We start from the raw sequence: 25,523 nt of genomic DNA, 5'->3' as shown, positions 1-25,523 counted from the left end.
TTCATTGTTCCTTGAATGAGCTGTCCACGCGTTCGAGCATTGGTTTAAGAAGATAGCTCATCATGTTGCGTTCGCCGGTCTTGATGGTGACGCTGGCGGGCATGCCGGGGCGAATGTGATTGCTGCCAAGCAGGCTCATGCCATCGGGGGTGACTTCCACCTGGGCCAGATAGAACGGCTGCTTGCTTTCCTCGTCCATCAGGCGGTCGGCGGAGATAGTCATCACACGTCCGGGGATGTTAGGCGTCTGGGCATGGTTGAAGGCCGGGAAGGAAATGTCCACGGGCAGGCCGGGGACCATCTTGTCGATGGCCTGCACGGGAATCATCGCGTCGACCTGCAACGGTTCGTTGAGCGGAACGATTTCCATGATCTTGAAGCCGGGCTGAATGATCCCGCCGACGGTGGCGATGCTCAGGGCCTGGACCATGCCGTCGATCGGCGAACGAATCACCGTGTGCGTCACTTCATAGTCGAGGGCGCGCAAGCGGTCGGCCAGGGTGGTGTTTTCCTTGGCGGTTTCCGTCAACTGCGATTCGACTTCCTTCAGGTAATCGTGCTGGCGCTGCAGGATGCGCAGCTTGATTTCGGTGGTCTGGCTACGCACCCGGGCAATGTTGTTCAGGTTCTCGGCCTGGCCGGCGGAGAGGTCGGCATTGCTGCGCTCCAGCTCAAGCAGGCGGTTGCGCGGCACATAGCCTTCGGCCGACAGCACGCGGGTGCCTTGCAGTTCCTGGTTGAGGAAACTGATCTGCGAGGCACGGGCGCTATAGACCTGCTGCAGGCCCTTGAGCTGCACTGCCGACGCCGCCAGGTTTTCCTTCAGGATGCTGATTTCGCCAGCGAGACCGGCGCGCCGTGTATCGAGCAGGCGCTGTTGCAGGTCCATGGCGGCTTCCAGGCGTTGGTCACCCTTGAAGCGCTTGAGCAGTTCGGGATCGAAGTTCACCACTTCGCGGTTGTCACGTTCCGCTTCCAGACGGTTTTCCACCGTCTTGCTGACGATGTACTGGGCGCTGACCGCCCCCTGTTCGGCAAGGGCGCGCAACGAGTCGAGGCGGACCACCTCCTGACCCTTTGTTACCAGATCGCCTTCGCGAACGAGAATGGCCTCCACGGTACCGCCGCTCAGATGCTGCACGGCTTTGCGATTACTGGTGACTTTGACCGTGCCTGTCGCTACCACGCCGGCATCCAGCGGCGCCAGCCAGGACCACAGGAGGAAGCCGCCGAAACCGGCGAGCACCAGCCACACGCCCCAGCGCGCGGGTTTACCGACGTCCAGATCTACCACGCTCCTGGGATCGGCTTGAATCATCTCGGTGTGTTGGCTCAGTTGCATGATCGGTCACTCCCGTGCTTTGACGGAGGCCAGTGGAGTCGACGCGCTTGCAGGGATCACACTGGCCTTGCGCAGCGCTGCGAACACTTCATCGCGCGTGCCGAGCATCTGCACGCCGCCGTCGCGCAGCATCAGTACCTTATCGACGGCACAGAGTACGTTGGGACGGTGAGAAATCAGAATGACGGTGGCGCCACGGCCCTTGAGTTCGGCCAGGGCATCGACCAAGGCCTTTTCGCCGACGTCGTCGAGGTTGGCGTTCGGTTCGTCCAGCACGATCAGATTGGGCTCGCCATACAGCGCGCGGGCCAAGGCGATGCGCTGCTTCTGGCCACCGGATAGCGGGCTGCCATCGGTGCCCAGGCGGGTGTCATAACCCTGCGGAAAACGCAGGATCATCTCGTGCACGCCAGTGATCTTGGCGGCGCGGATGACCGCTTCGCTGTCCACTTCGCCAAAGCGCGCAATGTTGTCGGCGATATTGCCCTCGAACAGTTCCACGTCCTGTGGCAGGTAGCCGAGCCAGGGGCCAAGCTCGCCCTTGTTCCAGGTGAATATGTCCGCACCGTCCAGGCGCACCTTGCCGGCCTGCGTCGGCCAGACGCCAACAAGCAGGCGGGCGAGGGTGGATTTGCCCGAGGCGGATGGGCCGATAACGCCGAGGCTTTCACCGGGGACAAGGCTGAAACTCACTCCGCGCAGAATCGTGTTGGGGGTACCCGGAGCACCTGCATACACATTCTCCACCGCCAGCATGCCCATTGGTCGTTGCAGCGACATGCTCGGTGGCCGGCGCGGAAAGTCTTGCAGCATCTCGTTGAGCCGGCCCCAGGCCGAGCGGCAGCCGAGCAGTTGCTTCCACGACGCGATGACCTGTTCTACCGGACCCAGCGCGCGACCGGTGAGGATCGAGCAGGCAATCATCATCCCCGGGGTGATCTTGCCTTCGATCGCCAGCAGCGCACCGGCGCCGAGGATCAGTGACTGCAACGTGATCCGCACGAAGCGCCCGGTGCTGCTGATCAAGGCGGCACGGTCGGAGGCCAGGGTCTGCATTTCCAGAATGCGCAAATGGCTTTGGAACCAGCGCTTGCTGATCGACGGCAGCATGCCCATGGCCTCGATGACCTCGGCGTTGCGCAGGTTGTTGTTGGCGTACTGGCTGGAGGAGAGGGCGGCCTGATTGGCTTCGGCCAGCGGCTTCTGCGTGGCCTTTTCAGTGAGCCAGGCCAGGGCCACCAGAATCAGCGAGCCGATCAGCGTGATCAGTCCGAGTATCGGGTGAATCAAATAGGCGACCAGCAGGTAGATCGGCGTCCACGGTGCATCGAAGAAAGCGAACAGGGAGTTGCCGGTGACGAACTGACGAACCTGGGAGAGATCTTGCAGGGCCTGGGCCGGGTTACCTCCGGCGCGGTTCAGGTTGCGCTCGAATGCAGCGGTGAAAATGCGTCGGTTGAGGTCCATGTCGAGGCAGTTACCGACCCGGATCAGTACACGGGTGCGGACCATTTCCAGCGTGGACATCAGCAAGAACAAACCTACTACCAGAACAGTCAGCATTGTCAGCGTCGTGACGTTGCGACTGACCAGGGCTCGATCGTAAACCTGCAGCATATAAATAGCTGGCGTCAACATCATGACGTTTATGACGCCGCTGAACCCTGCCAGCAAATAAAAGCTGCGGCGCAGACGAAAGAGCGCGTCGGCCAGTTCTGAACGGATGCTCGACTGCTTGGGCATTTTGATCCTCCCACTGCGAAAAGCCGATTGCCCTTGGCGCGCAACAGCTAACAGTAAATGTAGTCCCGTAAACAGCTTATGGACACGCAGGCTGGTCGCTCTATAGATGGCGAGTCTTCCGAAATCGCTGCGTTGCTCCCTTATGCAGCAGCGTAGGTGGCGCTGAATCACTCCGAAATAACATTTCGCTCTATACCAGCACACAACTTTCTATATGTCCTTAAAAAACAGCTAGTTGTGATGCCTGCCACCAGTCGTCTGTTTTAACGACGTAATATTGACAAAGTTTTGCTATGGAACTTTAGTCTTAGTTATCGGGGGGGCCGCCCGCCTGAAGCCTGTCATCGTTTTGGCAACGCAGGGCGCAGTGATTTCCCGGGAGGAGCAGAACCATGTCGATCATTTCGTTGTTTTGCAGAGGGAAGGGGCTGTCCAGGACGTTCGCCTTCACTTCCAGATTCCATGGCCCGCCCAGGGCTCGAATCCGCTCTGCCTGATCGCCCGGCGAGCAATTCATATCGCGAATTCCAGGCGCGAATCCCGGGTCCCGGGTAACGCCAGCTCTCGCAAAAAAACATAACCAACAAACTGCGCAAGCCATCACTTGACTTGGCGCGGGAGGATTTTCTCGTCCCGCGCCTTTAACCAGACAGATCGAGGGCAATCCAAAATGGCCAATTTCAACAAGTCGGACCTGGAATTCATCCTCAAGCAAATCTTTATCGCCGAGGCGAATGCCGCCGGCACCAGCCTCATTGATTTGCTTCCCAATACCCAGGTGCCGTTCGGCCTGCGTACCGTCGATGGCAGCTTCAACAACCTGGTCACCGGCCAGAGTGATTTTGGCGCCGCGGACGCTGACTTCCCACGCCTGCTCGATCCTTCCTTTCTATCGGCGCAGTACGCCGGAACAGGGACGGTGATCGACCCGCAACCACGGATTATCAGTAACCTGGTCGTCGACCAGACCGCCAACAACCCGGCGGCCTATGCCTCAGCGTTCGACCCGGGCCTGGACGGTGTACTCAACTTCGGCACGGTGGGTAATGACGACGTACTCAAGGATGGCGTACAGATAGTCACCAGCCCCGGACTGGATGGCGTGTTCGGAACGGCCGATGACAAGGACGTGTTCTTCATGCCCAACGTGTCGCCGGACGTCGGCCTGACCGCCAGCTTCAACTCGTGGATGACCTTCTTCGGCCAGTTCTTCGATCACGGTCTCGACCTGGTCACCAAGAGCACTACCGACGTCGTGTTCATTCCGCTGCAGGCGGACGATCCGTTGTTCGTCCCGGGCAGCCTGACCAACTTCATGGTGCTGTCACGCGCAGTGCATACCGCCGGCGCGGACGGAGTAGTCGGCACGGCCGATGATGGCCAGACCAACACCACCTCGCCGTTCGTCGACCAAAGCCAGACCTACGCCTCGCACCCTTCGCATCAGGTGTTCCTGCGCGAGTACGTCATCAACGCGGCGGGCGATCCTGTTGCAACGGGGCGCTTGATTACCAACCGCGACCTCGGCCCGGATGGCCGGTTCGGCACGGCCGATGATGGCGACGGCGAAAATGGCGGCATGGCGACCTGGGCAGTGGTCAAGGCCCAGGCCCGTGACATTCTGGGCATCAACCTGACCGACGCCGATGTGCACAACGTGCCATTGCTGGCAACCGATGCGTACGGCAACTTCATCCGCGGGCCGAACGGCATGCCACAGGTGGTGATTCGCGTCAGTAACGGTGCTGACGGCATCGCCGGGACGGCTGATGACGTCACTCAACTGGTCGAAGGCAACCTGGCAGCTCCCATCAGTCTGGCCAATGCCGTGAGCACCGGGCATGGTTTCCTCGACGACATCGCCCACAATGCCGCGCCGGTCGTCGTCGGCGGGGTTCTGCAGGCGGATGCCGACATCGCTATCGGCAATGCGCAGCCCGTTGGCCCTGGCGGCAACAACCTGACCTATGACAACGAACTGCTCGACGCCCACTATATTGCCGGCGACGGCCGGGTCAACGAGAACATTGGCCTGACCACCGTGCACCATGTGTTCCACTCCGAGCACAACCGTCTGGTTCAGCAATCGAAGGACACCATCATTGCCGCAGGCGATCTGGCCTTCCTCAATGAGTGGCTGGTGGACGACGTGGCCGCGATACCGACTACACCCGCCGAGATTGCGGCGTTGGTGTGGGACGGCGAACGCCTGTTCCAGGCCGCCAAGTTCGGCACCGAAATGCAGTACCAACACCTGGTGTTCGAAGAGTTCGGGCGGACCATTCAGCCACAGATCGACGAGTTCCTCGCGCCCACCGGCTATGACACCTCGATCAACCCGGCAATCCTCGCCGAGTTCGCCCACGTGGTGTATCGCTTCGGTCACTCGATGTTGACCGAGACCGTCGATCGCTTCGACCCCGCGTTCAATCCGCTGCTCACTGACCCCACCAACCCGGACTCGCAACTGGGTCTGATCGCGGCCTTCCTCAACCCGCTGGCGTTCGCCAGCAGCGGGGTGACTGCGGACGAGGCGGCAGGGGCAATCATTCGCGGTGTTACCCGCCAGGTCGGCAACGAGATCGATGAGTTCGTCACCGAAGCGTTGCGCAACAACCTGCTCGGTCTGCCGCTCGATTTGCCGGCCCTGAACCTGGCACGTGGTCGCGACACGGGCATCCCCACCTTGAATGAGGCGCGCCGCGAGTTTTACGCATCCACCGGCGACACCCAACTCAAGCCGTACATCAGTTGGGCTGACCTGGCAGACAGCCTCAAGCACCCCGAGTCGCTGGTCAACTTCATCGCGGCCTATGGCACGCATAGCACGATCACGGCGGCGACCACGCTGGCAGACAAACGCGCTGCAGCCTTTGCGCTGGTATTCAACGGTGCGGGTTCGCCGGCTGACCGCCTGGACTTCCTCAACAGCACCGGTGCCTACGCCAACGTAACCCAGGCCGGCGCGGATGGGGTACTGGGTACTGCCGATGACCTGACCGGTGTGACGATCACGGGCGTCGACGACATCGACTTCTGGGTCGGTGGCCTCGCCGAACAGAAGATGCCGTTCGGCGGCATGCTCGGCTCGACGTTCAACTTTGTGTTTGAAACCCAGATGGAGGCGTTGCAGAACGGCGACCGCTTCTACTACCTGGCGCGTACCGCGGGCCTGAACTTCGGCGCCGAGTTGGAAAACAACTCCTTTGCCAAACTGATCATGCTCAACACCGATGTCACCCACCTGTCGAACACCGTGTTCCTGACGCCAACGTTCACCCTTGAGGTGGATCAGACCGCCCAGTTCACCGGCCTTGGCGTGGATGGCCGTGCCGATCCGACCGGCGGTATCATGATCAATGGCGTGGAAGTCGTGTCGCTGGTGATTCGCGACAACCCCGACACCGTGGGTCCGGACACCAATTATCTGCAGTACACCGGTGAAGACCATATCGTCATGGGCGGCACTGCCGGCAATGACATCATCATTTCCGGTGAGGGCGATGACACCCTTTACGGCGACGGCGGCAACGACCGCCTTGAAGGCGGTGCCGGGAACGATGCGGTACTGGGCGGCGCGGGTGATGACATCATCAGCGATTCGTTCGGCGACAACCGTCTGGAAGGCAATGACGGTAACGATGTGATCATCGCTGGCAGCATGCTTGCCGGAGGCAACCTGATCCTGGGTGGCGATGGCCAGGACTTCATCATCACCACGGAAGACATCTCCCTGACCTTTGGCGGGCAGGGTGACGACTTCATACTCGGTGCCAAGACCAACCTGCCACCTATGGGTGGCGAAGGTGATGACTGGATCGAGAAGGGCACCCAGGACGGTGCGCCTGGCGATAACGCCTCGCCGCTGCTCAATGACGATGTGATCGGCAACGACATCTTTATCGGTGGTGCCGGTTTCGACGAAATGATCGGCGAGGGTGGCGATGACATCTTTACCGGCAGCGATGCCCAGGACAAGATGGAAGGGATGTCCGGTTTCGACTGGGTGACCTACAAAAATGACAGGACCGGCGTGACCGCTGACCTGACCATGGCCGCGCTGGCGCAACCGCATGGCAATACACCCAACCAGAATGCCGGCATATTCAATCCGGTGGGCGCCTCGCCGGCCTCGATTCTCGACCGTTTTGCCGAGGTCGAGGGCTTGTCCGGTTCAAGTTTCGGCGATGTGCTCAAAGGCGATAATGTCGATGCGGACACCATCATCAACCACGGTGGTACCACGGGCAGTGCGCTGACCAATGTGGCGTTGATCCGCGGTCTGGACCAGTTCCTGGCCGATGCCGGTCTGCCGGTCACCGGCTTTGCCACTGGCAACATCATCCTCGGCGGCGATGGCAGCGACCTGATCGAGGGCCGCGGTGGCGATGACCTGATCGACGGCGACAAATGGATCAACGTCAGGATTGCCGTTTATGACCCGGCAGACGTCAACCATACCGGCCCTGAGATCGCCAGCTTCGACAGCATGGTCGATATGATCCCGTTGATGCTGGATGGCACCATCAACCCTGGTCAGCTCAAGGCCGTGCGGGAAGTCATGCCCGGCACCTCGACGGGCGGGGCAGCCTTCGATACCGCCATTTTCTCCGGGCTTGAGGCCGAGTATGCGGTGACTGTCGACGACCGTGGCACGGCCGATATCACGGACGATGTCTGGACAGTGGCCGATAGCGTAGCGGGTCGCGACGGCACCGATACCCTGCTGCATATCGAACGCCTGCAGTTCGCCGATAACCAGCAAGTGCTGGTGGCGGGGGAGAATGCCCAACCGGATGGCAATCCGACTGTTGCCGATGGCAACGGCGGCGCGATCACCGTGGGCGATTTACTGACTGTCAGCGTGGCCGGGGTGACCGATGCCGACAACGTTGCGGCGGGTAATCCGCAGGGGTTGATCACCAACTCCTCTGTGTCCTACATCTGGCAATTCGAGGCCGAACCTGGCAGTGGCGTATTTGAGGATATCATCCTGTTGCCGGCTGGCGACCTGGCGTTCCAAAGCGCCGACGGCACCGCGTTCAAGGTCTCTCCTGACCTCGCCGGGTTGTCGTTGCGGGTCAAGGCGATCTATCAGGACGGTCACGGCACCACGGAGATCCTGTTCTCCACGCCGACGGCTGCCATCGTTGCCGGTGCACCGGTTACGCCAACGGTGCAGGTACCTGTAGTCGATGCCACCTCGGGTGGCGCGGGTCTTAACATGGTCCGCTCCGACCTCAACTTCATTCTTGACCAGATCAAGATTGCCGAGGCTGATGCGGCCGGTCAGGACATCCTCTCGCTGCTCCCGAACATCCGCGCGCCGCTGGGCCTGCGTACGGTCGACGGGTCAAGCAACAACCTGATGAACCTCAACGGCATTGACAACACCGAGTTTGGCGCCGCCGATAACCTCTTCCCGCGCGTGGGCGATCCGGTCTTCAATCCGGCGGAAGGGGGAACGTCGTATGCGCAGAACAACGGCCTTGTGATCGACTCGCAGCCGCGCACCATCAGTAACCTGATCGTCGATCAGACAGCGAACAACCCGGCGGCCTATGCCACGGCATTCGACCCGGGCCTGGACGGTGTGCTCAACTTCGGCGCGGTGGGTAACGACGATGTGCTCAAGGAAGGTGTACAGATTGTTGCCAGCCCCGGGCTGGATGGACAGTTCGGTACTGGCGACGACCGCGATGTGTACCTGTTCGAGAACACCACGTCGGATGCGGGATTGTCCGCGCCGTTCAACGCCTGGATGACCTTCTTCGGGCAGTTCTTCGATCATGGTCTGGACCTGGTGACCAAAGGTGGTTCGGGCACCGTCTTCATTCCGCTTCAGCCGGATGATCCACTCTTTGTCCCAGGTAGCCTGACGAACTTCATGGTTCTGACCCGCGCGACCAACCAGCCAGGGGCGGATGGCGTTCTTGGCACGGCCGACGACATCCATGAGCACACCAACACCACCTCGCCGTTCGTGGACCAGAACCAGACCTATAGCTCGCACCCGTCGCATCAGGTGTTCCTGCGCGGTTATGAACTTACCGCCAGCGGCCCCGTAGCGACAGGCCGGTTGATCACTAACCGTGACCTGGGGGCGGATGGCACGTTTGGCACCGCTGACGACGTTGAAATCGGTGGTATGGCAACCTGGAAGGTGGTCAAGGCCCAGGCACGCGACGTGCTGGGTATCAATCTGACCGACGCCGATATCGACAGCGGCCCGCTGCTGGCGACTGACGCCTATGGCAACTTCATCAAGGGGCCGAACGGCTTCCCGCAGGTTGTCATTCGGGTCAACAACGGGGCGGATGGCATTGCCGGCACCGCCGATGATGTCACTACGCTTGTCGAAGGCAATCCGGCCAGCCCGGTAAGCCTCGTGAACGCGGTGCGCACCAGCCATGCCTTCCTCAACGACATCGCCCACAACGCCGTGCCGGTCGTTACCGGCGGGGTTCTGCAGGCGGATGCCGACACCCTTGTCGGCAATGCGCAGCCCGTTGGCCCGGGCGGCAACAACCTGACCTATGACAACGAACTGCTCGACGCTCACTACATCGCCGGCGACGGCCGGGTCAACGAAAACATCGGCCTGACTGCGGTGCATGCGATCTTCCACTCCGAGCACAACCGGCTGGTTGCGCAGACCAAGGACACCGTGCTCGATTCGGGTGACGTGGCCTTCCTCAACGAGTGGCTGTTGACTCCGGTGGCCGCGTTGCCAACTACCCAGGCTGAGTTCGATGCGCTGCAATGGAATGGCGAGCGCTTGTTCCAGGCTGCCAAGTTCGGCACCGAGATGCAGTATCAGCACCTGGTGTTCGAGGAATTTGCGCGGACCATCCAGCCCAACATCGACCTGTTCTTCGCACCGACCCAGGTCTACGACGTCGACCTCGATGCCTCGATCGTCGCCGAGTTCGCCCACACCGTGTACCGGTTTGGCCACTCGATGCTGACCGAGACTGTCGATCGCTACGATATCGACTTCAACGTGATAGGCGATCCGAGCAGCGCCAACCCCGATCAGCAACTGGGCTTGATCGCGGCGTTCCTCAACCCGTTGGCGTTCGCCGCCAGTGGCGTGTCGCCAGAGGATGCGACCAGTGCGATCATCCGTGGGGTGACCCGGCAAGCCGGTAACGAAATCGACGAGTTCGTCACCGAGGCGCTACGCAATAACCTGCTCGGCCTGCCGCTCGACCTGCCGGCGATCAACATCGCCCGTGGCCGCGACGTGGGGATTCCTTCACTCAACGCGTTCCGCCGCGACATCTACAGCCAAACCGGTGACACCCAACTCAAGCCTTACAATAGCTGGGTCGACCTGGTGCAGCACCTCAAGCATCCGGAGTCGTTGATCAACTTCATCGCGGCCTATGGCACGCATGACACCATCACGGCGGCGACCACGCTGGAAGGCAAACGCGCTGCAGCTATGGCGCTGGTATTCGGTGGTGTGGGGGCGCCGGCTGACCGCCTGGACTTCCTCAACAGCACCGGTGCCTTTGCCAACGTAACGCTGGCCGGTAGCGATGGGGTACTGGGTACTGCCGACGACCTGAGGAACGTGACGATCACTGGCGTCGATGCCATCGATATGTGGATTGGCGGCCTTGCCGAACAGAAAACTCCGTTCGGCGGCATGCTCGGCTCGACCTTCAACTTCGTGTTCGAGAACCAGATGGAAAAACTGCAGGACGGCGACCGCTTCTACTACCTGGAGCGTACCGCTGGCCTGACGATGAATGCGGAACTTGAAAGCAACTCGTTCGCCAAGCTGATCATGGCCAACACCTCGGCCACGCACTTGCCGGGCGTGGTGTTCACGGATCCTGGGTTCTATCTGGAAGTGGACCAGGGTAGGCAGTTCAACGAAGGTCTGCTCGCCGTCGATCCGCTCGGCCCGAATGGCGCGCAGGTGGTGTTCCGCGACAACCCGCTGACCGTGGGGGCGGACACCAACTACATCAAGTACACAGGTGACGAGCACATCGTGCTGGGTGGCACCGAAAACGCAGACATCCTCATCGCCAGTGAAGGCGATGACACGGTCTGGGGTGATGGCGGCAACGATCGCATCGAAGGCGGTGACGGCAACGACCAGTTGCGCGGTGGCGCCGGCGACGACATCATCACCGACACCGGCGGCGACGATAACGTCCAGGGTGGCGACGGCAACGACGTGCTGCACGGTGGCAACGGCGTCAACCTGCTCATTGGCGGGTTCGGCAACGACTTCATCATTACCGGTGAGGACGCCTCCGAGGCCATTGGTGGCCAGGGCAACGACTTTATCCTGGGCAGCAAAGCCAACGAACAGGACATGGGTAACGAAGGCGACGACTGGATCGAGAAGGGCACTTCGGACGGTGCACCTGGCGACAACTTCGACCCGCTCGGCAACGACCCGGTAATCGGTCACGATGTCTACATCGGCGGTAGCGAGAACGATAAGTTCAACGGCGAAGGCGGCGACGACATCATGGTCGGCAGTCTCGGCCTCGGTGACCGCTATATCGGCGGCTCGGGCTTTGACTGGGCGACCTTCAAGGGGCTCGCCCAGGGCGTGAGCGTCGATTTCAGCGACCGCTTCTTCGATGTGCCTCCGCAGCCGGGTTCGGGAGCGTCGGCGCTGGTGCGCTTCGACATCATGGAAGGCCTGTCGGGTTCGTCCCACGGTGACTTCCTGCGCGGCGATAGTGAAGATGCGACTTCGCTACCTACCTCGGGAGCAACCGGCAGTGTGCTGACCAACATCAGCCTGATCAACGGCCTGGCGGGTCTGCTGCCAGCGGGAGCTACGTTCTTCGACGGTGGCAACATCATCCTCGGTGGCAGCGGCAGCGACCTCATCGAAGGTCGTGGCGGTGACGACATCATCGATGGTGACAAGTGGCTGAACGTACGCATCAGCGTACGGGCAAACGCTGATGGCACCGGAGCGGAAATCGCCACGTTCGACACCATGGAACCGTTGGTGCCGTTCATGCTCAACGGTACCTACAGCCCGGGCCAGCTGGTCATCGTGCGGGAGATTCTGACCGGCACTGACAACTTCGACACCGCGATGTTCTCCGGTAATGCATCGGAGTACAGCGTCACTGTCGAGGGCAACGCGGTCATCGTGACCGACCTGGTGGCCGGGCGTGATGGCGTCGATCGCCTGACGGGCATCGAGCGTCTGCAGTTCGCTGACCAGTTGCAGGCCTCCGGTGTTGGCGCCGCCTTGAACAGCGCTCCTGTGGGGCGTCTGGCGATCCTCGATGCCACCACCGGTGCGCGTGAAGACACTCCTGTCGCCGGCCAACTGCTGCGCGTCAGCAGTCAGTCGATACGCGACGCGGACAGCGTCAGTGCGGCCAATCCGACCGGCGCGATTACCGGTCCCGTGTCTTACTACTGGCAGGTCGAAACCATTGCCGGTTCGGGCATCTATGAAGACATCACAATTATCGCCGCCGGCGAGGCATCGCGGGTGACGGGCACCACCTATCGGGTGGCGGATGATGTCGCCGGTCTGAACCTGCGCGTTCGCGCGGTGTATCAGGATGGCAATAGTACGCTGGAGTTCGTCGACTCGTCGGCAAACAACACACCGACTGCCGGGCCTGGCATCCTCGGGCTTGCGGTGCAGAACCAGGTGTTGACCGCCGACCCGTCGACCATCGTCGACGTCGATGGCCTCAGCAATCCGCAGTTCACCTTCCAGTGGCAGGAGACCAACGGGGTTACCTTCGTCGACATCGTCGGAGCCACCACCAGCACGCTCACACTTGGTCAAGCCCAGGTAGGCGATCAGGTGCGCGTGGTGGTCAGTTACGTGGATGACTTCGGTGTAGCCGAAAGCGTTGCGTCCGACGCCACGGCTCCGGTGGCCAATGTCAACGATGTACCGACAGGCGCATTGTTGGTCAGTGATACGACACCGACTCAAGGTCAGGTGCTGACCGCGCTGACGGCCGGGATTGCCGATGCGGACGGGTTGGGCGCCTTCAGCTACCAATGGCAGCAAGGTATCGGGACTACCTTCACCAACATCGCCGGCGCGACCGCCGCGACCTTCACCCCAGGTGCGGCGCAAGTCAACCAGCAAATCCGGGTGATTGCGCGCTACACCGATGGCTTCGGTACGCTGGAGTCGGTGACCTCTGCGGCGACGGCGCTGGTCGTGCTGCTGGGGGCGGTGCAAACGGGCGACGCCCTGGCGAACAGCCTCGTCGGTACCGCGGGTAGCGATGTGCTGTTTGGCCTGGGCGGGAACGATACGCTCATTGGCCTGGGCGGTGTCGACCAGTTGTTTGGTGGCATCGGCGACGACAATCTCAGTGGCGGAGACGGCAACGACTTCATCAATGGTGAGGACGGTAACGACTTCCTCAACGGCGGTGCGGGTAATGACCAGATGCTGGGCGGAGTCGGCAATGACACCTACCGCGTCGATTCAGCCGGGGATGTGCTGACCGAGTTGACGGGTGAGGGTGCGGATTCCGTACAGACCTCGCTGGCCAGCTTCACACTGGGCGCCAACATGGAGCACATGATCTATCTCGGCGCCGCCAACTTCACCGGTAACGGCAACGCGTTGAACAACGTCATGACCGGTGGGACGGCCAATGACACCCTCAACGGCGGTGACGGCAACGACACACTGATAGGTGCCGCCGGCAACGACTTCCTCAATGGCGGTACGGGCAATGACCGGATGGTCGGTGGCGTCGGCAACGACACCTTCCGCGTCGATTCGAGCGGAGACCAGGTGGTCGAGACGGCGGGTGAGGGTGCGGACTCCGTACAGACGACACTCAACAGCTACACCCTGGGTGCCAACGTCGAGCACATGATCTTTACCGGAACCGGCAACTTCACCGGCAACGGCAACGAGCTGGCCAACATCATCACTGGCGGGGTGGGTAATGACATCCTCAGCGGCGGTGACGGCAATGACACCTTGCTCGGTGGAGCTGGCAACGACTTCCTCAATGGTGGTGCGGGCAATGACCGGATGGTCGGTGGCGTCGGCAACGACACCTTCCGCGTCGACTCAACCGGGGATCTGGTGACCGAGGTGGCAGGTGAGGGTGCGGACTCCGTACAGACGACACTCAACAGCTACACACTTGGTGCCAACGTCGAGCACATGATCTTCACCGGCGTCGGCAACTTCGTCGGCACCGGCAACGCGTCGAACAACGTCATCACCGGCGGGGTGGGTAATGACACCGTCAGCGGCGGAGACGGCAACGACACCTTGCTCGGTGCAACCGGCAACGACTTCCTCATTGGCGGTGCGGGCAATGACCGGATGGTCGGTGGCGTCGGCGGCGACACCTTCAACGTCAATTCAACCGGGGATCTGGTGACCGAGGTGACAGGTGAGGGTGAGGACTCCGTGCAGACGACACTCAACAGCTACACCCTGGGTGCCAACGTCGAGCACATGATCTTCACCGGCGTCGGCAACTTCGTCGGCACCGGCAACGCGTCGAACAACGTCATCACCGGCGGGGTGGGTAATGACACCCTCAACGGCCTTGACGGCGGCGACACCTTGCTGGGCGGTGCAGGCAACGACATCCTCGATGGCGGTGCAGGCAACGACGCCATGACGGGTGGTGCCGGCAACGACACGATGAATGCCAGCGCTGGCGACGATGTCTTCGTGTTCGGACTGCTGCCCTTCGGCAACGATCGGATCATCGGCTTCGATGCCAACGCGGCGGGTGGCCAGGATCTGCTCAACTTCGTCGGGGGCGGCATCACGGCTGCGACGTTCAACAGCAGTGTCAACGTTACCGATCTGGGAGCGGATACATTGCTCACCTTCGGTGCCGGCACCATCACCCTGGTAGGTGTGGGTGATCCGAACACCATCTCGGCCTCGGACTTCATTCTGGCCTCTTGATGTTCTGACAGGCACTGTCGCAAGGAGCGTGGACCACGGAGGGGAGGGCAATGGATGCCCTCCCTTTCTCTTTTCATTCTCCGGGGTTTTGTCCGCAATACCATCCGTTATCGGGGTGCCAGCAGCGTACTGGAACTCATCAAAACAGGTTGGAACCGAGCGGCGAAATCAAAAAACAATGGAAAAAGGAAACCCTGCCTTGAACATTTCAGCCATCTGCGTCTTGAGCAGTCTATTGGTTTCGATCGCGGCTTTTGCGACTGGGATGACTCCACTCTTCGACCTGGACTTCACCAGGTCCGCCACGGACACGCTGAAAAAACTGAATATCGACGACGCTGGTATTATCGCCGTCTCAAGTCCTGCCGCGTTTACCTTCTGCCGAAAAGGATCGCCAACGCTATGGAAGTATCAGGTGTTGGATCTGGAGCAACTGGCGGCGAACCAGACTGGCCAAAAGCGCACTTCGACGGATGATCAGCGTATTACCGTTGAGGAAATCGACAGCGCCGCCTGCGAGCAGGATCACCTTGCGCTATTGGTCAAACCGGCTATTTCGCGTGGACTGGTCCTTGGCTTGATCACCCTGTTTCTGTTGCTAGGCATCCGACACACCTACCGGGCAATCCAGTATTGCCGTTATGACCAGTCCGGGTTTTCGAAATCCGGATTGCAGCGGTTGAGCGAATCCCGGTTACCGCATCATTCAACGGTAATGGCGTTGACCGCGTGGGGTGTAGCCGCGGCCATGGCATTTGTTTACTTCGGGTTTTGGGCATGATCACTGATAGCCCAATGTTGCTGCTCATTTCGGTCAATAAGTTGTCATTTACGGTCATTGAGGGATGACGGCACGACTCTTAGTCTGTCGAACATGACTGATGGGGGCCGCAGAGCTCCCGCACTTTCCGTGATCGCTCGATGTGGAGTTACCGATGACCGCCGCTCAATACCCGCACCTGTTGGCTCCGCTGGACCTGGGGTTCACCACGCTGCGCAATCGCACCCTGATGGGGTCGATGCACACTGGCCTTGAAGAGAAACCGGGTGGCTTCGAGCGCATGGCGGCGTACTTTGCCGAGCGTGCCCGTGGCGGTGTCGGCCTGATGGTCACCGGCGGTATCGGCCCGAATGACGAGGGTGGCGTGTATTCCGGCGCGGCCAAGCTGACGACCGAAGAAGAGGCGCTCAAGCACCGTATCGTTACCCGTGCCGTGCATGACGCGGGCGGCAAGATCTGCATGCAGATCCTCCATGCCGGTCGTTATGCCTACAGCCCGAAACAGGTTGCGCCAAGTGCGATCCAGGCACCGATCAACCCGTTCAAGCCCAGGGAACTGGACGAGGAAGGCATCGAGAAGCAGATCAGCGATTTCGTCACCTGCTCGGTACTGGCGCAAACCGCCGAGTACGACGGCGTGGAAATCATGGGTTCCGAAGGTTATTTCATTAACCAGTTCCTCGCCGCCCATACCAACCACCGTACCGACCGCTGGGGTGGCAGCTATGAAAACCGCATGCGCCTGCCGGTGGAGATCGTTCGTCGCGTGCGTGAAGCGGTAGGCCCGAACTTCATCATCATTTTCCGTCTGTCGATGCTCGACCTGGTTGAAGGCGGCAGCACCTGGGAAGAGATCGTTCAACTGGCCAAGGCCATCGAGCAGGCCGGCGCGACCATCATCAACACCGGTATCGGCTGGCACGAAGCGCGGATTCCGACCATCGCCACCAAAGTGCCGCGCGCGGCGTTCAGCAAGGTTACGGCCAAGTTGCGGGGTTCGGTCAATATTCCGCTGATCACCACCAACCGTATCAACACCCCGGAAGTCGCCGAGCAGATCCTGGCCGAGGGCGATGCCGACATGGTGTCCATGGCGCGGCCGTTCCTCGCCGACCCGGACTTCGTCAACAAAGCCGCTGAAGGTCGTGCCGATGAAATCAACACCTGCATCGGTTGCAACCAGGCCTGCCTCGACCACACTTTCGGCGGCAAGCTGACCAGTTGCCTGGTGAACCCGCGTGCCTGCCACGAAACCGAGCTCAACTATCTGCCCGTGCAGCAACTGAAGAAAATCGCCGTGGTCGGTGCCGGCCCTGCCGGTCTGTCCGCCGCGACTGTGGCCGCCGAGCGTGGCCATCAGGTGACGTTGTTCGATTCGGCCAGCGAAATCGGCGGTCAGTTCAACATTGCCAAGCGCGTTCCGGGCAAGGAAGAGTTCTACGAAACCATTCGCTACTTCAACCGCAAGTTGCAGACCACCAACGTCGAGGTGTGCCTGAACACCCGCGTCGACGTGGCCGGGCTGGTTGAGGGCGGCTACGACGAAATCATTCTGGCCACCGGCATTGCGCCGCGTGTGCCGGCCATTCCAGGGGTGGAAAACGCCAAGGTGCTGAGCTACCTGGACGTGATCCTGGAGCGCAAGCCGGTCGGCAAGCGCGTCGCGGTGATTGGTGCCGGTGGTATCGGTTTCGACGTTTCCGAGTTCCTTGTGCATGAAGGCGTCGCCACCAGTCAGGATCGCGTTGCGTTCTGGAAGGAATGGGGCATCGATACACACCTTGAGGCGCGCGGCGGCGTCGCCGGTATCAAGGCCGCGCCCCATGCGCCGGCCCGCGAGGTGTTCCTGCTGCAACGCAAGACGTCCAAGGTCGGCGACGGCCTGGGCAAGACCACCGGCTGGATTCATCGCACGGGCCTTAAGAACAAACAGGTGCAGATGCTCAACAGCGTTGAATACCTGAAGATCGACGACGAAGGCCTGCACATCCGCATCGGCGAAACCGGCGAAGCCCAGGTGCTGCCAGTGGACAACATCGTGATTTGCGCCGGGCAGGATCCGCTGCGCGAGTTGCATGACGGCCTGGCGGCGGCGGGGCAGAGCGTGCACCTGATCGGCGGCGCGGATGTCGCGGCAGAGCTGGATGCCAAGCGGGCGATCAATCAGGGGTCGCGGTTGGCGGCGCAGTTGTAACAGACCGGTCAAGCGTGCCAATGGCCATCGCGAGCAAGCTCGCTCCCACACTGAATCTGTGTCGTTCAGCAGATCGAAGGTGGGAGCGAGCTTGCTCGCGATGGCTGCCTTTGAGCGACTAGAATGTAATTTCTTTTTTTAGCTCAATCAGGCGCCAATGCTTCTCCCACCCTCCACCTGGTTACCCCAGGCCCCCCTCGACCCCCTTCACCTCGACTGGCTCACTCAAGCCGGCATCGAAGTGGCAGTCCTGCGGCTGGACCGGATCGATCCGCTGATCAGCGGCAACAAATGGTTCAAGCTCATCGAACACCTGAAGACCGCCGACAGCCTGGGGGCCGAAGGAATCATCAGTCTCGGTGGCGCGCACTCCAATCATCTTCATGCGTTGGCGGCGGCGGGCAAGCGATTGGGCTTTTCCACCGTCGGCCTGTTGCGCGGGCATCCTCAGCAAACCCCGACGGTCAAGGACTTGCAGGCGTTCGGCATGGAGTTGCACTGGCTGGGCTACGCAGGCTATCGAGCGAGGCATGAAGCGGGTTTCTGGCAACCCTGGCAAACCCGCTATCCGACATTGCATCCGGTGCCTGAAGGGGGAGGTGGATTACCCGGTGCTGAAGGTTGCATGCAATTGCGGGCCAGGGTTTGTACCCAATTGGCGGGCTTGGGCTGGAATGACTATGACGGCTGGTGGCTGGCCTGCGGAACCGGCACGACCCTGGCCGGCCTGGTGCTGGCCGAAGCGGGAGATCATCCGGTATATGGTGCCCTGGCCGTGCCTGATGACCACGGAGTGGCGCAGCAGGTCGAGCGGATCGTGCAGGAAGCGGGGGTGGTCGATGCAGTGTATGAGCTGTTCGAGGCCAGTCGCGGCGGGTTTGCCAAGGTTGATCCGTTGCTGCTCGACTTTATTGAAAAGACGGAGCAGGTGGGAAATATTCCACTGGAGCCGCTGTATACCGGCAAGGCACTGCTGGCACTCAAGCACCAAGTGGAAGCGGGCAAGTTCGCCCGGGGCACGCGGCTGATCTTCGTCCACACTGGCGGCTTGCAGGGGTGGCGGGGATTCAATTCACAAACCTGAAAGTCACCGAAAACCAATGTGGGAGCGGTCAAGTTCAGGCGTCGCGGTTTACCCGCTTGGGCATCATCCGCAGCAATGTGTTATCGCCCACCACATAATGGTGATACAGCCCGGCCACGGCATGCAGGCCGATCAGCCAATAGCCGATAGTGCCGCCGAGCTCATGCCAGCCCTGGAGCTGTTTGGCCAGGTCCTTGTTTTCCGCTACCAGCATCGGCAGGTCGACACCGTAGAACATCACCTGATTGCCTTTGGCGCTGGTGACCAGCCACCCGAGAATCGGCGTGACGATCATGAAAATGTACAGCGCCCAGTGCATCAGCCTGGCCAGTGTCGTTTGCCAGTGCGGCGAGGTCGGGAAGATCTGCGGCGCCGGGCCGAGGCTGCGTGCGAACAATCGCAGCCAGACCAGAACGAATACGGTCAGGCCGAGCATGAAGTGTGATTCGACGATCAGCGTGCGTGCGCCACTGCCCTTGGGAAAGAATCCGCGAAACTCGATACAGGCGTAAACCAGCACCAGCAGGACCAGCATCAGCCAATGCAGCGTGATCGATACGGTGCTGTAGCGCGACTCAGAGTTTTTCCACGGCATAGGTGTTCCTCAGAGGTCCGGTTTAAAGCCACCGTTCTTGTCCGACGGTGTGCGTTAACTGTAATCCTGTTTCACCGGATTTGCCTGAGGCGATTGGTCGCTGGATGCTCGGGTTCGGGTAAAGGCAGAGAAAAACCTTGTAGGAGCGGTATTTAGCTCGACTGTGGCATTTCGCCGTTGGCCAGGCGCTTGTTGATGTCGGCGATCACTTCCGGCAGATCGGTGATGGTGTCGATCATGTAGTGCGGGCGCGAACTTTCGAACATCCCATGGATGCGCTTGCGCTCGCTGTCCAGCTGATCGCTGCCCAGAGCGCGATAACCTTCGTAGTCCAGGCCCAGGGCGTTGCCCGAACAGATCAGCGCAACGGTCCACATGCCGGCGCGGCGGCCTTCGAGAATGCCCGGCACTGTGTCATCGATCTTCACGCACGCGGCGACATCGTCGATGCCCAGGGCGATGACGTTGGCCAGCGCCTGGGCGGGCCATGGGCGACCATTCGGGACTTCGTCGGTGGCGACCACGTGGTCGGCCACGTAACCGTTGGTGGCGGCCAGTTCGACCACCTTGTCCATGACCTGTTTCGGGTAACCGGAGCAGGAACCGATCTTGATCCCTTGCTGGCGAAGGTTGGCGATGGTCTCCAGTGCCCCGGGAATCAGCGCCGAGTGCTCGGCGATTTTTTCGATCTGCAGCGGCATGAAACGCTGGTAGATCGCAGTGACGTCATCGTCGGTCGGCGTGCGGCCGAACACTTTGCGATAACGCTCGGCAACTTCCGGCAGGTCGCACAGGGTGCGGATGTGGTCCCACTTGCCCATGCCCATCGGGCCACGGGCTTCTTCGATGGACACCTGGACGTCGAACTCGGCGAAAGCCTCGACGAAAATCTGCGTCGGGGCGAAGGAGCCGAAGTCGACCACGGTGCCGGCCCAGTCGAGGATGGCGGCTTGCAGTTTGGTTGGGTTGGCGTAGTTCATGGCGTTTGGATTCCTGTGATATCGATCTATTCGGACATTCAGCTTTTCTGTGGGAGCGAGCTTGCTCGCGATAGCGGTCTTACATTCAACATGTGTGTCGACTGATCGGGCCTCATCGCGAGCAAGCTCGCTCCCACAGGGAATGTGGTGTGGTTTAGATTTCGAGCACTTCCATCTCGCGCAACACTTCGGCAATCGCCGCCACGGCTTCACGCATTTGCGCCGGGTTGACATGGCCGATGCAGCCGACGCGGAAGGTTTCGACCTGGGTCAGTTTGCCGGGGTAGAGGATGTAGCCCTTGGCCTTGACCCGCTCGTAGAATTCTTTGAACGCGTAGCGCGGATCTTTCGGGGCGTGGAAGGTGGCGATGATCGGCGCCTGGATAGCCGCCGGCAGGAAGCTGCGCAGCCCCAGTTTGCCCATCTCTTCCATCAATGCCTGGCAGTTGGCGGCGTAGCGTTCGTGCCGCGCCGGCAAGCCGCCTTCTTCGTTGTATTGCAGCAGGGCTTCGTGCAGCGCCGCGACCACATGGGTCGGCGGGGTGAAGCGCCACTGGCCGGTCTTGGCCATGTAGGCGTGCTGGTCCTGCAAGTCCATCGCCAGCGAATGCGAGTTGCCGGCGGCGCTGGCCAGGGATTCTTTGCGAGCGAAGACAAAACCCATGCCCGGCACGCCCTCCAGGCATTTGCCCGAGGCGGCGATCAGTGCGTCGAACGGCACTTGCTGCGCATCCACGGGCAGGGCGCCGAAGGAGCTCATGGCGTCGATGATCAGGCGCTTGCCGTGTTGCGCCACTACTTGGGCGATCTCTGGCAGCGGATTGAGGATGCCGGTACTGGTTTCGCAGTGAATCAGGGCGACATGGGTAATGTCTTGATCGGCACGTAGCAGGCGGTCGACGTCGGCGGCGGTGGTCGGCTCATCTTCTGCGGTTTCGAAGGTACTGAAGGAGCGGCCCAGTACTTCGCAGATTTTCGCCAGGCGTTTGCCGTAGGCGCCGTTGATCAGGACCAGAATCTTGCCGTCCCGAGGCACCAGCGTGCCGATCGCTGCCTCGACCGCGAAGGTGCCGCTGCCTTGCAACGGCACACAGTGGTGGGTGGCAGCGCCGTTGATGATGGCCAGCAGTTGCTCGCAGAGGCTGGCGGTCAGTTGATTGAAGCGGTCATCCCATGAACCCCAGTCGATCATCATCGCCTGACGGGTGCGGGGCGACGTGGTCAACGGGCCGGGGGTGAGCAGGATGGGTTCGGCAGTACTCATTCTCGTGTCCTCGCAATCGATGGGATGAAGCTACGGGGCCTAAATTGCAATTTGCCGTGTTATCAATCAAATTGTTTATTGTTATGCCAGCCATCAGTGAGGGTTATTCATGAACCTGTTTCAGCTCCGCGCCTTCGATGCCGTGGCCCGGGAAGGCAGTTTTACCCGGGCGGCGGCGCGGCTATTCATCAGCCAGCCGGCGGTCACCGGGCACATCAAGGCCCTGGAGGAGCACTACCAGATCACCCTGCTGCGCCGCACCGCCCGACGGGTGGAGCTGACGGAGGAGGGCACCAAACTGGCGGCAATCACCCGGGCGATGTTCGGCCTGGCCGAAGAGGCGCAGGTGATGCTCGAAGCCAACCGGCAATTGCTGACCGGGCGTCTGGAGGTGGCGGCGGACGGCCCGCACATGGTCATGCCCATGCTCGCCAGCCTGCGGGCGCGCTATCCGGGGATCACGGTGAACTTGCGCCTGGGCAACGCCCAGGAAACCCTGGCGGCGCTGCTGTCCGAACATGCCGACGTGGCGGTGCTGACCGAGGTCGAGCCGCGCAAGGGCCTGCATCTGCAGGCACTGAACGAGTCGCGGATTTGCGCACTGGTGCCCGACGGGCATCCTTGGGCGCAGAAGACTAAAGGCGTGCAGCTCAAGGAACTGGATCAGGTGATCATGGTGCTGCGCGAACCGAGTTCGATCACCCGGCGCACCTTCGATGAGGCTTGCGCCCAGGCCAGGGTCAATCCACGGGTGTTGCTGGAACTGGACAGCCGCGAAGCGGTGACCGAGGCGGTGGCCGCCGAACTGGGGGTGGGGGTGGTGTCGTCGGTGGAGGTCAGCCACGATCCACGGGTGGCGGCGGTGCCGATCATTGGCGAGGGGTTGGTGAATCGGCACATGATTGGCTGTATGGAGCGGCGGCGGGATTTGCGCTTGATTCAGGCGTTTTTCGGGTTGGCGCCAGTCAGGTAAACCGAGTTGCCTGCATCGCGAGCAAGCTCGCTCCCACAAGGGATTTGCGTCGACCACAGATTAATCAGACGATACACCACCACTGTGGGAGCGAGCTTGCTCGCGATGGGGCCGGACCTGCCTACACAAGACTCTCGCGCACCATCTCAAGAAACGTCGCCACCACCCGCCGCGAACTCTGCTCGCGCAAGCACACCAGGGTTTCCGTCAGCCTGCGTTTGCAATCGATAATCGGCAGCGCACAGACCCGCGAATCCGCACCAAACTCGGCAGCCGATACAACGCCCACGCCAATCCCCACCACCACCGCCTCCCGCGCTGCCTCCCGACCTTCAACCTGAATCGCCGGCCGAATGCGAAACCCGGCCCCCGCCATTTCCTCCTCCAGCGTCTGCCGGGTCACCGAACCGATTTCCCGCAATACCAGTGGCGTGTCGTCGAGGTCGGCGAGGGTGATGGATTCGCGGTCGGCCCACGGATGATTGCGCGACACGAACGCAACCATCGGGTCGTTGCGCAGGGGCAGTGAAATCAGGCGTTCATCGCTGACATCACGGCCCAGCAATGCAAGGTCGGCCTGATAGTTGAACAGTCGAAACAGCGACTCATCGGTGTTGCCGGTTTCGATCTTCACGCTGATCCCGGGGTAGCGTTCGCAGAACCGGGCAATCTGCGGCAGCACGTGCACCGGTGCATCCACTGCCAGAATCAGGCTGCCGGTCTGCAGGGCCTGGGATTCCTGAAGCAGTTCCTGGGCTTCCGCCTCGATCACAAAAAGCCGCTGGGTAACGCTCAACAGACGCTCGCCCAGATCGGTCAGGCGCACCGAGCGTTTGTTGCGGTGAAACAGCAAAACACCGTAGCGCTCTTCGAGCTTGCGCACCTGGTCGGAAATCGCCGGTTGCGTCAGAAACAGGCGTTCGGCGGCCTTGGTAAAGCTTCCATGGACCGCCACGGCGTGGAAAGCTTTGAGCTGGGCGTGGGACACCGACATGGGAATCTCCAGTAACAAGCTGAACTTATATTTGAAATACGATAAATCGATTTCACTTATTAATCAGTAATTGTTTTTATCCACCTCAGCCCCGCTGACTGGTCAGTCGAACAGCAGCGGGTGCCATGAGCCTGTGCGTGCAACTACAGGACTCATCTGACCGGTATCCGCCGTAGGGACAGGGCGATATCGCAGTGCTCAACAATAAAAACACAGGCGTTTTCTTCCAATTCTGCCGGCACACTCACACCCTGAGGTCAGAACCACAATGAACAAGCACATCGGCACCATCAAGCGTTGGCGCGTGCAGATCTTCGCGATCACCTGGCTCGCCTACGCCGCGTTCTATTTCACCCGCAAAGCATTCTCGGTCGCCAAGCTCGGTATTGGCGAAGACCCGACCTTCATGCTCGACAAAATGGCCATGGCCAACCTCGACGCCATCTACCTGACGGCTTACGCCGTCGGTCAGTTCACCTGGGGCATCCTCGCAGACCGTTTTGGCCCGCGAGTTGTGGTGCTCGGCGGGTTGCTGATTTCCGCCGCCGCGGCGCTGGTGATGGGCAACTTCGCAACGTTACCGATTTTCGCTACCTGCATGCTGATACAAGGCCTGGCGCAGTCCACCGGTTGGTCGGGGCTGTGCAAGAACCTCGGCAGCTTCTTTCCCTCCGAGCAACGCGGACGGGTATTGGGCCTGTGGAGTTCCTGCTACGCCTTTGGCGGTCTGGTAGCCTCGCCGTTTGCCGGTTGGTGGGCGTACACGCTCATCGGCAGCTGGCATGCGGCGTTCATTTCCAGTGCGGCGGTGGTTGGGCTGGTCGCCGTGCTGTTTTTTATTTTCCAACGCAACAAACCGGAAGACGTCGGCTTGCCGGCGGTGGAGCCGGAGCCTGAGCTGACCGCCGAACAAGCCGAGGCGCAAAGCAAAATCAGCATGTGGGAGCCTTTGAAGGAAATCCTGCGCAACCGCACGGTGCTGGTGCTGGGGTTGGCGTACTTCATGCTCAAGCCGGCGCGCTACGCGATTCTGCTGTGGGGGCCGGTGATCGTCTTCGAACAGATGCCTTCGGTGGGCAAGGTCGGCGCGGCGATCATTCCGACTGCGTTCGAGCTGGCCGGGTTGCTCGGGCCGATCCTGATTGGCCTGGCCTCGGACAAACTGTTCGGCGCCCGGCGCATGCCGGCCTGCGTGATCAGCCTGTTGGCGCTGACAGTGTCCCTGGCGTTTTTCATGGGCGCCCTGCATACCGGCAGCGTGCTGCTGGTGGTGGCGCTGCTGTTCGTCATGGGCCTGACCCTCTACGGACCGGACTCGATGATCAGCGGCGCGGCCGCCATCGACTTCGGCACCGCCAAGGCCGGCGCCACGGCAGCCGGCTTCGTCAACGGCTGCGGTTCGGTCGGGGCGATTCTCGGCGGGCTGCTGCCGGGCTACTTCGACACCGTTACCGTGTTCATCGTCTTCGCCGGCTGCGCCATGTTCTCGGCGCTGGTCTTGATCCCGCACTGGAACAGCCGCCCCGGTGGCCTGGGCACTCACTTCGCCTATGTGCCCAATCAAGCGATGACTATCAAACCCCTGCGTACCTGAATCCTGTCCCTCGTCGCCTGCTGCACCTGCGGCAGGCCGGCGTGTGGGCCACTGACCGGAGATTG

Annotated in this window: 12 protein-coding genes; 6 read left to right on the top strand and 6 right to left on the bottom strand. The window is 61.2% G+C overall.

The window, feature by feature from the left end; translation table 11 throughout:
• Position 1: 1 nt before the first annotated feature.
• Together ABIE16_RS17360 and ABIE16_RS17355 are read right to left on the bottom strand one after the other, a co-directional pair.
• Positions 2 to 1,342: an HlyD family type I secretion periplasmic adaptor subunit gene (locus ABIE16_RS17360; RefSeq protein WP_218496157.1), complete on the bottom strand. Its 1,341-nt coding sequence runs from the start codon at positions 1,340 to 1,342 to the stop codon at positions 2 to 4.
• Between the two features lie 6 nt (positions 1,343 to 1,348).
• On the bottom strand, positions 1,349 to 3,085 hold the full coding sequence (locus tag ABIE16_RS17355) for a type I secretion system permease/ATPase (RefSeq protein WP_090456696.1): 1,737 nt from the start codon (positions 3,083 to 3,085) through the stop codon (positions 1,349 to 1,351).
• 670 nt (positions 3,086 to 3,755) lie between these two features.
• Here ABIE16_RS17355 and ABIE16_RS17350 point away from each other — a divergent pair.
• The 4 genes from ABIE16_RS17350 to ABIE16_RS17335 all read left to right on the top strand — a co-directional run bounded on the left by ABIE16_RS17350 (position 3,756) and on the right by ABIE16_RS17335 (position 19,058).
• Positions 3,756 to 14,999 (top strand): peroxidase family protein, encoded by an 11,244-nt coding sequence (locus ABIE16_RS17350; RefSeq protein ID WP_429521644.1) that lies wholly within the window; start codon positions 3,756 to 3,758, stop codon positions 14,997 to 14,999.
• A gap of 199 nt (positions 15,000 to 15,198) precedes the next feature.
• A complete protein-coding gene (locus ABIE16_RS17345) occupies positions 15,199 to 15,780 on the top strand; it encodes a hypothetical protein (protein ID WP_429521643.1) in 582 nt (193 codons plus the stop codon).
• A gap of 154 nt (positions 15,781 to 15,934) precedes the next feature.
• On the top strand, positions 15,935 to 17,974 hold the full coding sequence (locus tag ABIE16_RS17340) for an FAD-dependent oxidoreductase (protein WP_429521642.1): 2,040 nt from the start codon (positions 15,935 to 15,937) through the stop codon (positions 17,972 to 17,974).
• Between the two features lie 157 nt (positions 17,975 to 18,131).
• Positions 18,132 to 19,058, top strand: a complete 927-nt coding sequence (locus ABIE16_RS17335) for a 1-aminocyclopropane-1-carboxylate deaminase/D-cysteine desulfhydrase (protein WP_429521641.1) — start codon at positions 18,132 to 18,134, stop codon at positions 19,056 to 19,058.
• Positions 19,059 to 19,092: 34 nt separating this feature from the next.
• On the opposite strand, the gene ABIE16_RS17330 is transcribed toward ABIE16_RS17335, so the two are convergent.
• From ABIE16_RS17330 to ABIE16_RS17320, 3 genes are all read right to left on the bottom strand, one after another.
• Positions 19,093 to 19,653, bottom strand: a complete 561-nt coding sequence (locus ABIE16_RS17330) for a cytochrome b (protein WP_429521640.1) — start codon at positions 19,651 to 19,653, stop codon at positions 19,093 to 19,095.
• 152 nt (positions 19,654 to 19,805) lie between these two features.
• A complete protein-coding gene (phnX, locus tag ABIE16_RS17325) occupies positions 19,806 to 20,633 on the bottom strand; it encodes a phosphonoacetaldehyde hydrolase (RefSeq protein ID WP_218496168.1) in 828 nt (275 codons plus the stop codon).
• 154 nt (positions 20,634 to 20,787) lie between these two features.
• Positions 20,788 to 21,897, bottom strand: a complete 1,110-nt coding sequence (locus tag ABIE16_RS17320; RefSeq protein WP_429521639.1) for a 2-aminoethylphosphonate--pyruvate transaminase — start codon at positions 21,895 to 21,897, stop codon at positions 20,788 to 20,790.
• Between the two features lie 109 nt (positions 21,898 to 22,006).
• Between ABIE16_RS17320 and ABIE16_RS17315 the strand changes: the two genes are divergently transcribed.
• Entirely contained in the window at positions 22,007 to 22,870 is an 864-nt protein-coding gene (locus ABIE16_RS17315; protein ID WP_154861372.1) for a LysR substrate-binding domain-containing protein, read from the top strand.
• Positions 22,871 to 22,991: 121 nt separating this feature from the next.
• Here the strand turns inward: ABIE16_RS17315 and ABIE16_RS17310 are convergent, their stop codons facing one another.
• Complete coding sequence (locus tag ABIE16_RS17310; protein WP_057714111.1) at positions 22,992 to 23,864, bottom strand: LysR family transcriptional regulator; 873 nt, start codon at positions 23,862 to 23,864, stop codon at positions 22,992 to 22,994.
• 268 nt (positions 23,865 to 24,132) lie between these two features.
• Here ABIE16_RS17310 and ABIE16_RS17305 point away from each other — a divergent pair, with 268 nt between their 5' ends.
• Positions 24,133 to 25,458: an MFS transporter gene (locus ABIE16_RS17305; protein WP_057714112.1), complete on the top strand. Its 1,326-nt coding sequence runs from the start codon at positions 24,133 to 24,135 to the stop codon at positions 25,456 to 25,458.
• Positions 25,459 to 25,523: the final 65 nt, after the last annotated feature.

Origin of the sequence: Pseudomonas sp. 2725 (genome assembly GCF_050434585.1) — a bacterium.
Taxonomy (GTDB): Bacteria; Pseudomonadota; Gammaproteobacteria; order Pseudomonadales; family Pseudomonadaceae; genus Aquipseudomonas; species Aquipseudomonas jessenii.
The sequence above is the reverse complement of the archived record's forward strand: the minus strand, read 5'-3'. Positions and strand labels throughout refer to the sequence as shown.

What these genes read in the sequence shown, in the direction of transcription:
- ABIE16_RS17360 (WP_218496157.1), bottom strand. Translation starts at nt 1,342, where the DNA reads ATGCAACTGAGCCAACACACCGAGATGATTCAAGCCGATCCCAGGAGC.
- ABIE16_RS17355 (WP_090456696.1), bottom strand. Translation starts at nt 3,085, where the DNA reads ATGCCCAAGCAGTCGAGCATCCGTTCAGAACTGGCCGACGCGCTCTTT.
- ABIE16_RS17350 (WP_429521644.1), top strand. Translation starts at nt 3,756, where the DNA reads ATGGCCAATTTCAACAAGTCGGACCTGGAATTCATCCTCAAGCAAATC.
- ABIE16_RS17340 (WP_429521642.1), top strand. Translation starts at nt 15,935, where the DNA reads ATGACCGCCGCTCAATACCCGCACCTGTTGGCTCCGCTGGACCTGGGG.
- ABIE16_RS17335 (WP_429521641.1), top strand. Translation starts at nt 18,132, where the DNA reads ATGCTTCTCCCACCCTCCACCTGGTTACCCCAGGCCCCCCTCGACCCC.
- ABIE16_RS17330 (WP_429521640.1), bottom strand. Translation starts at nt 19,653, where the DNA reads ATGCCGTGGAAAAACTCTGAGTCGCGCTACAGCACCGTATCGATCACG.
- phnX (WP_218496168.1), bottom strand. Translation starts at nt 20,633, where the DNA reads ATGAACTACGCCAACCCAACCAAACTGCAAGCCGCCATCCTCGACTGG.
- ABIE16_RS17320 (WP_429521639.1), bottom strand. Translation starts at nt 21,897, where the DNA reads ATGAGTACTGCCGAACCCATCCTGCTCACCCCCGGCCCGTTGACCACG.
- ABIE16_RS17315 (WP_154861372.1), top strand. Translation starts at nt 22,007, where the DNA reads ATGAACCTGTTTCAGCTCCGCGCCTTCGATGCCGTGGCCCGGGAAGGC.
- ABIE16_RS17310 (WP_057714111.1), bottom strand. Translation starts at nt 23,864, where the DNA reads ATGTCGGTGTCCCACGCCCAGCTCAAAGCTTTCCACGCCGTGGCGGTC.
- ABIE16_RS17305 (WP_057714112.1), top strand. Translation starts at nt 24,133, where the DNA reads ATGAACAAGCACATCGGCACCATCAAGCGTTGGCGCGTGCAGATCTTC.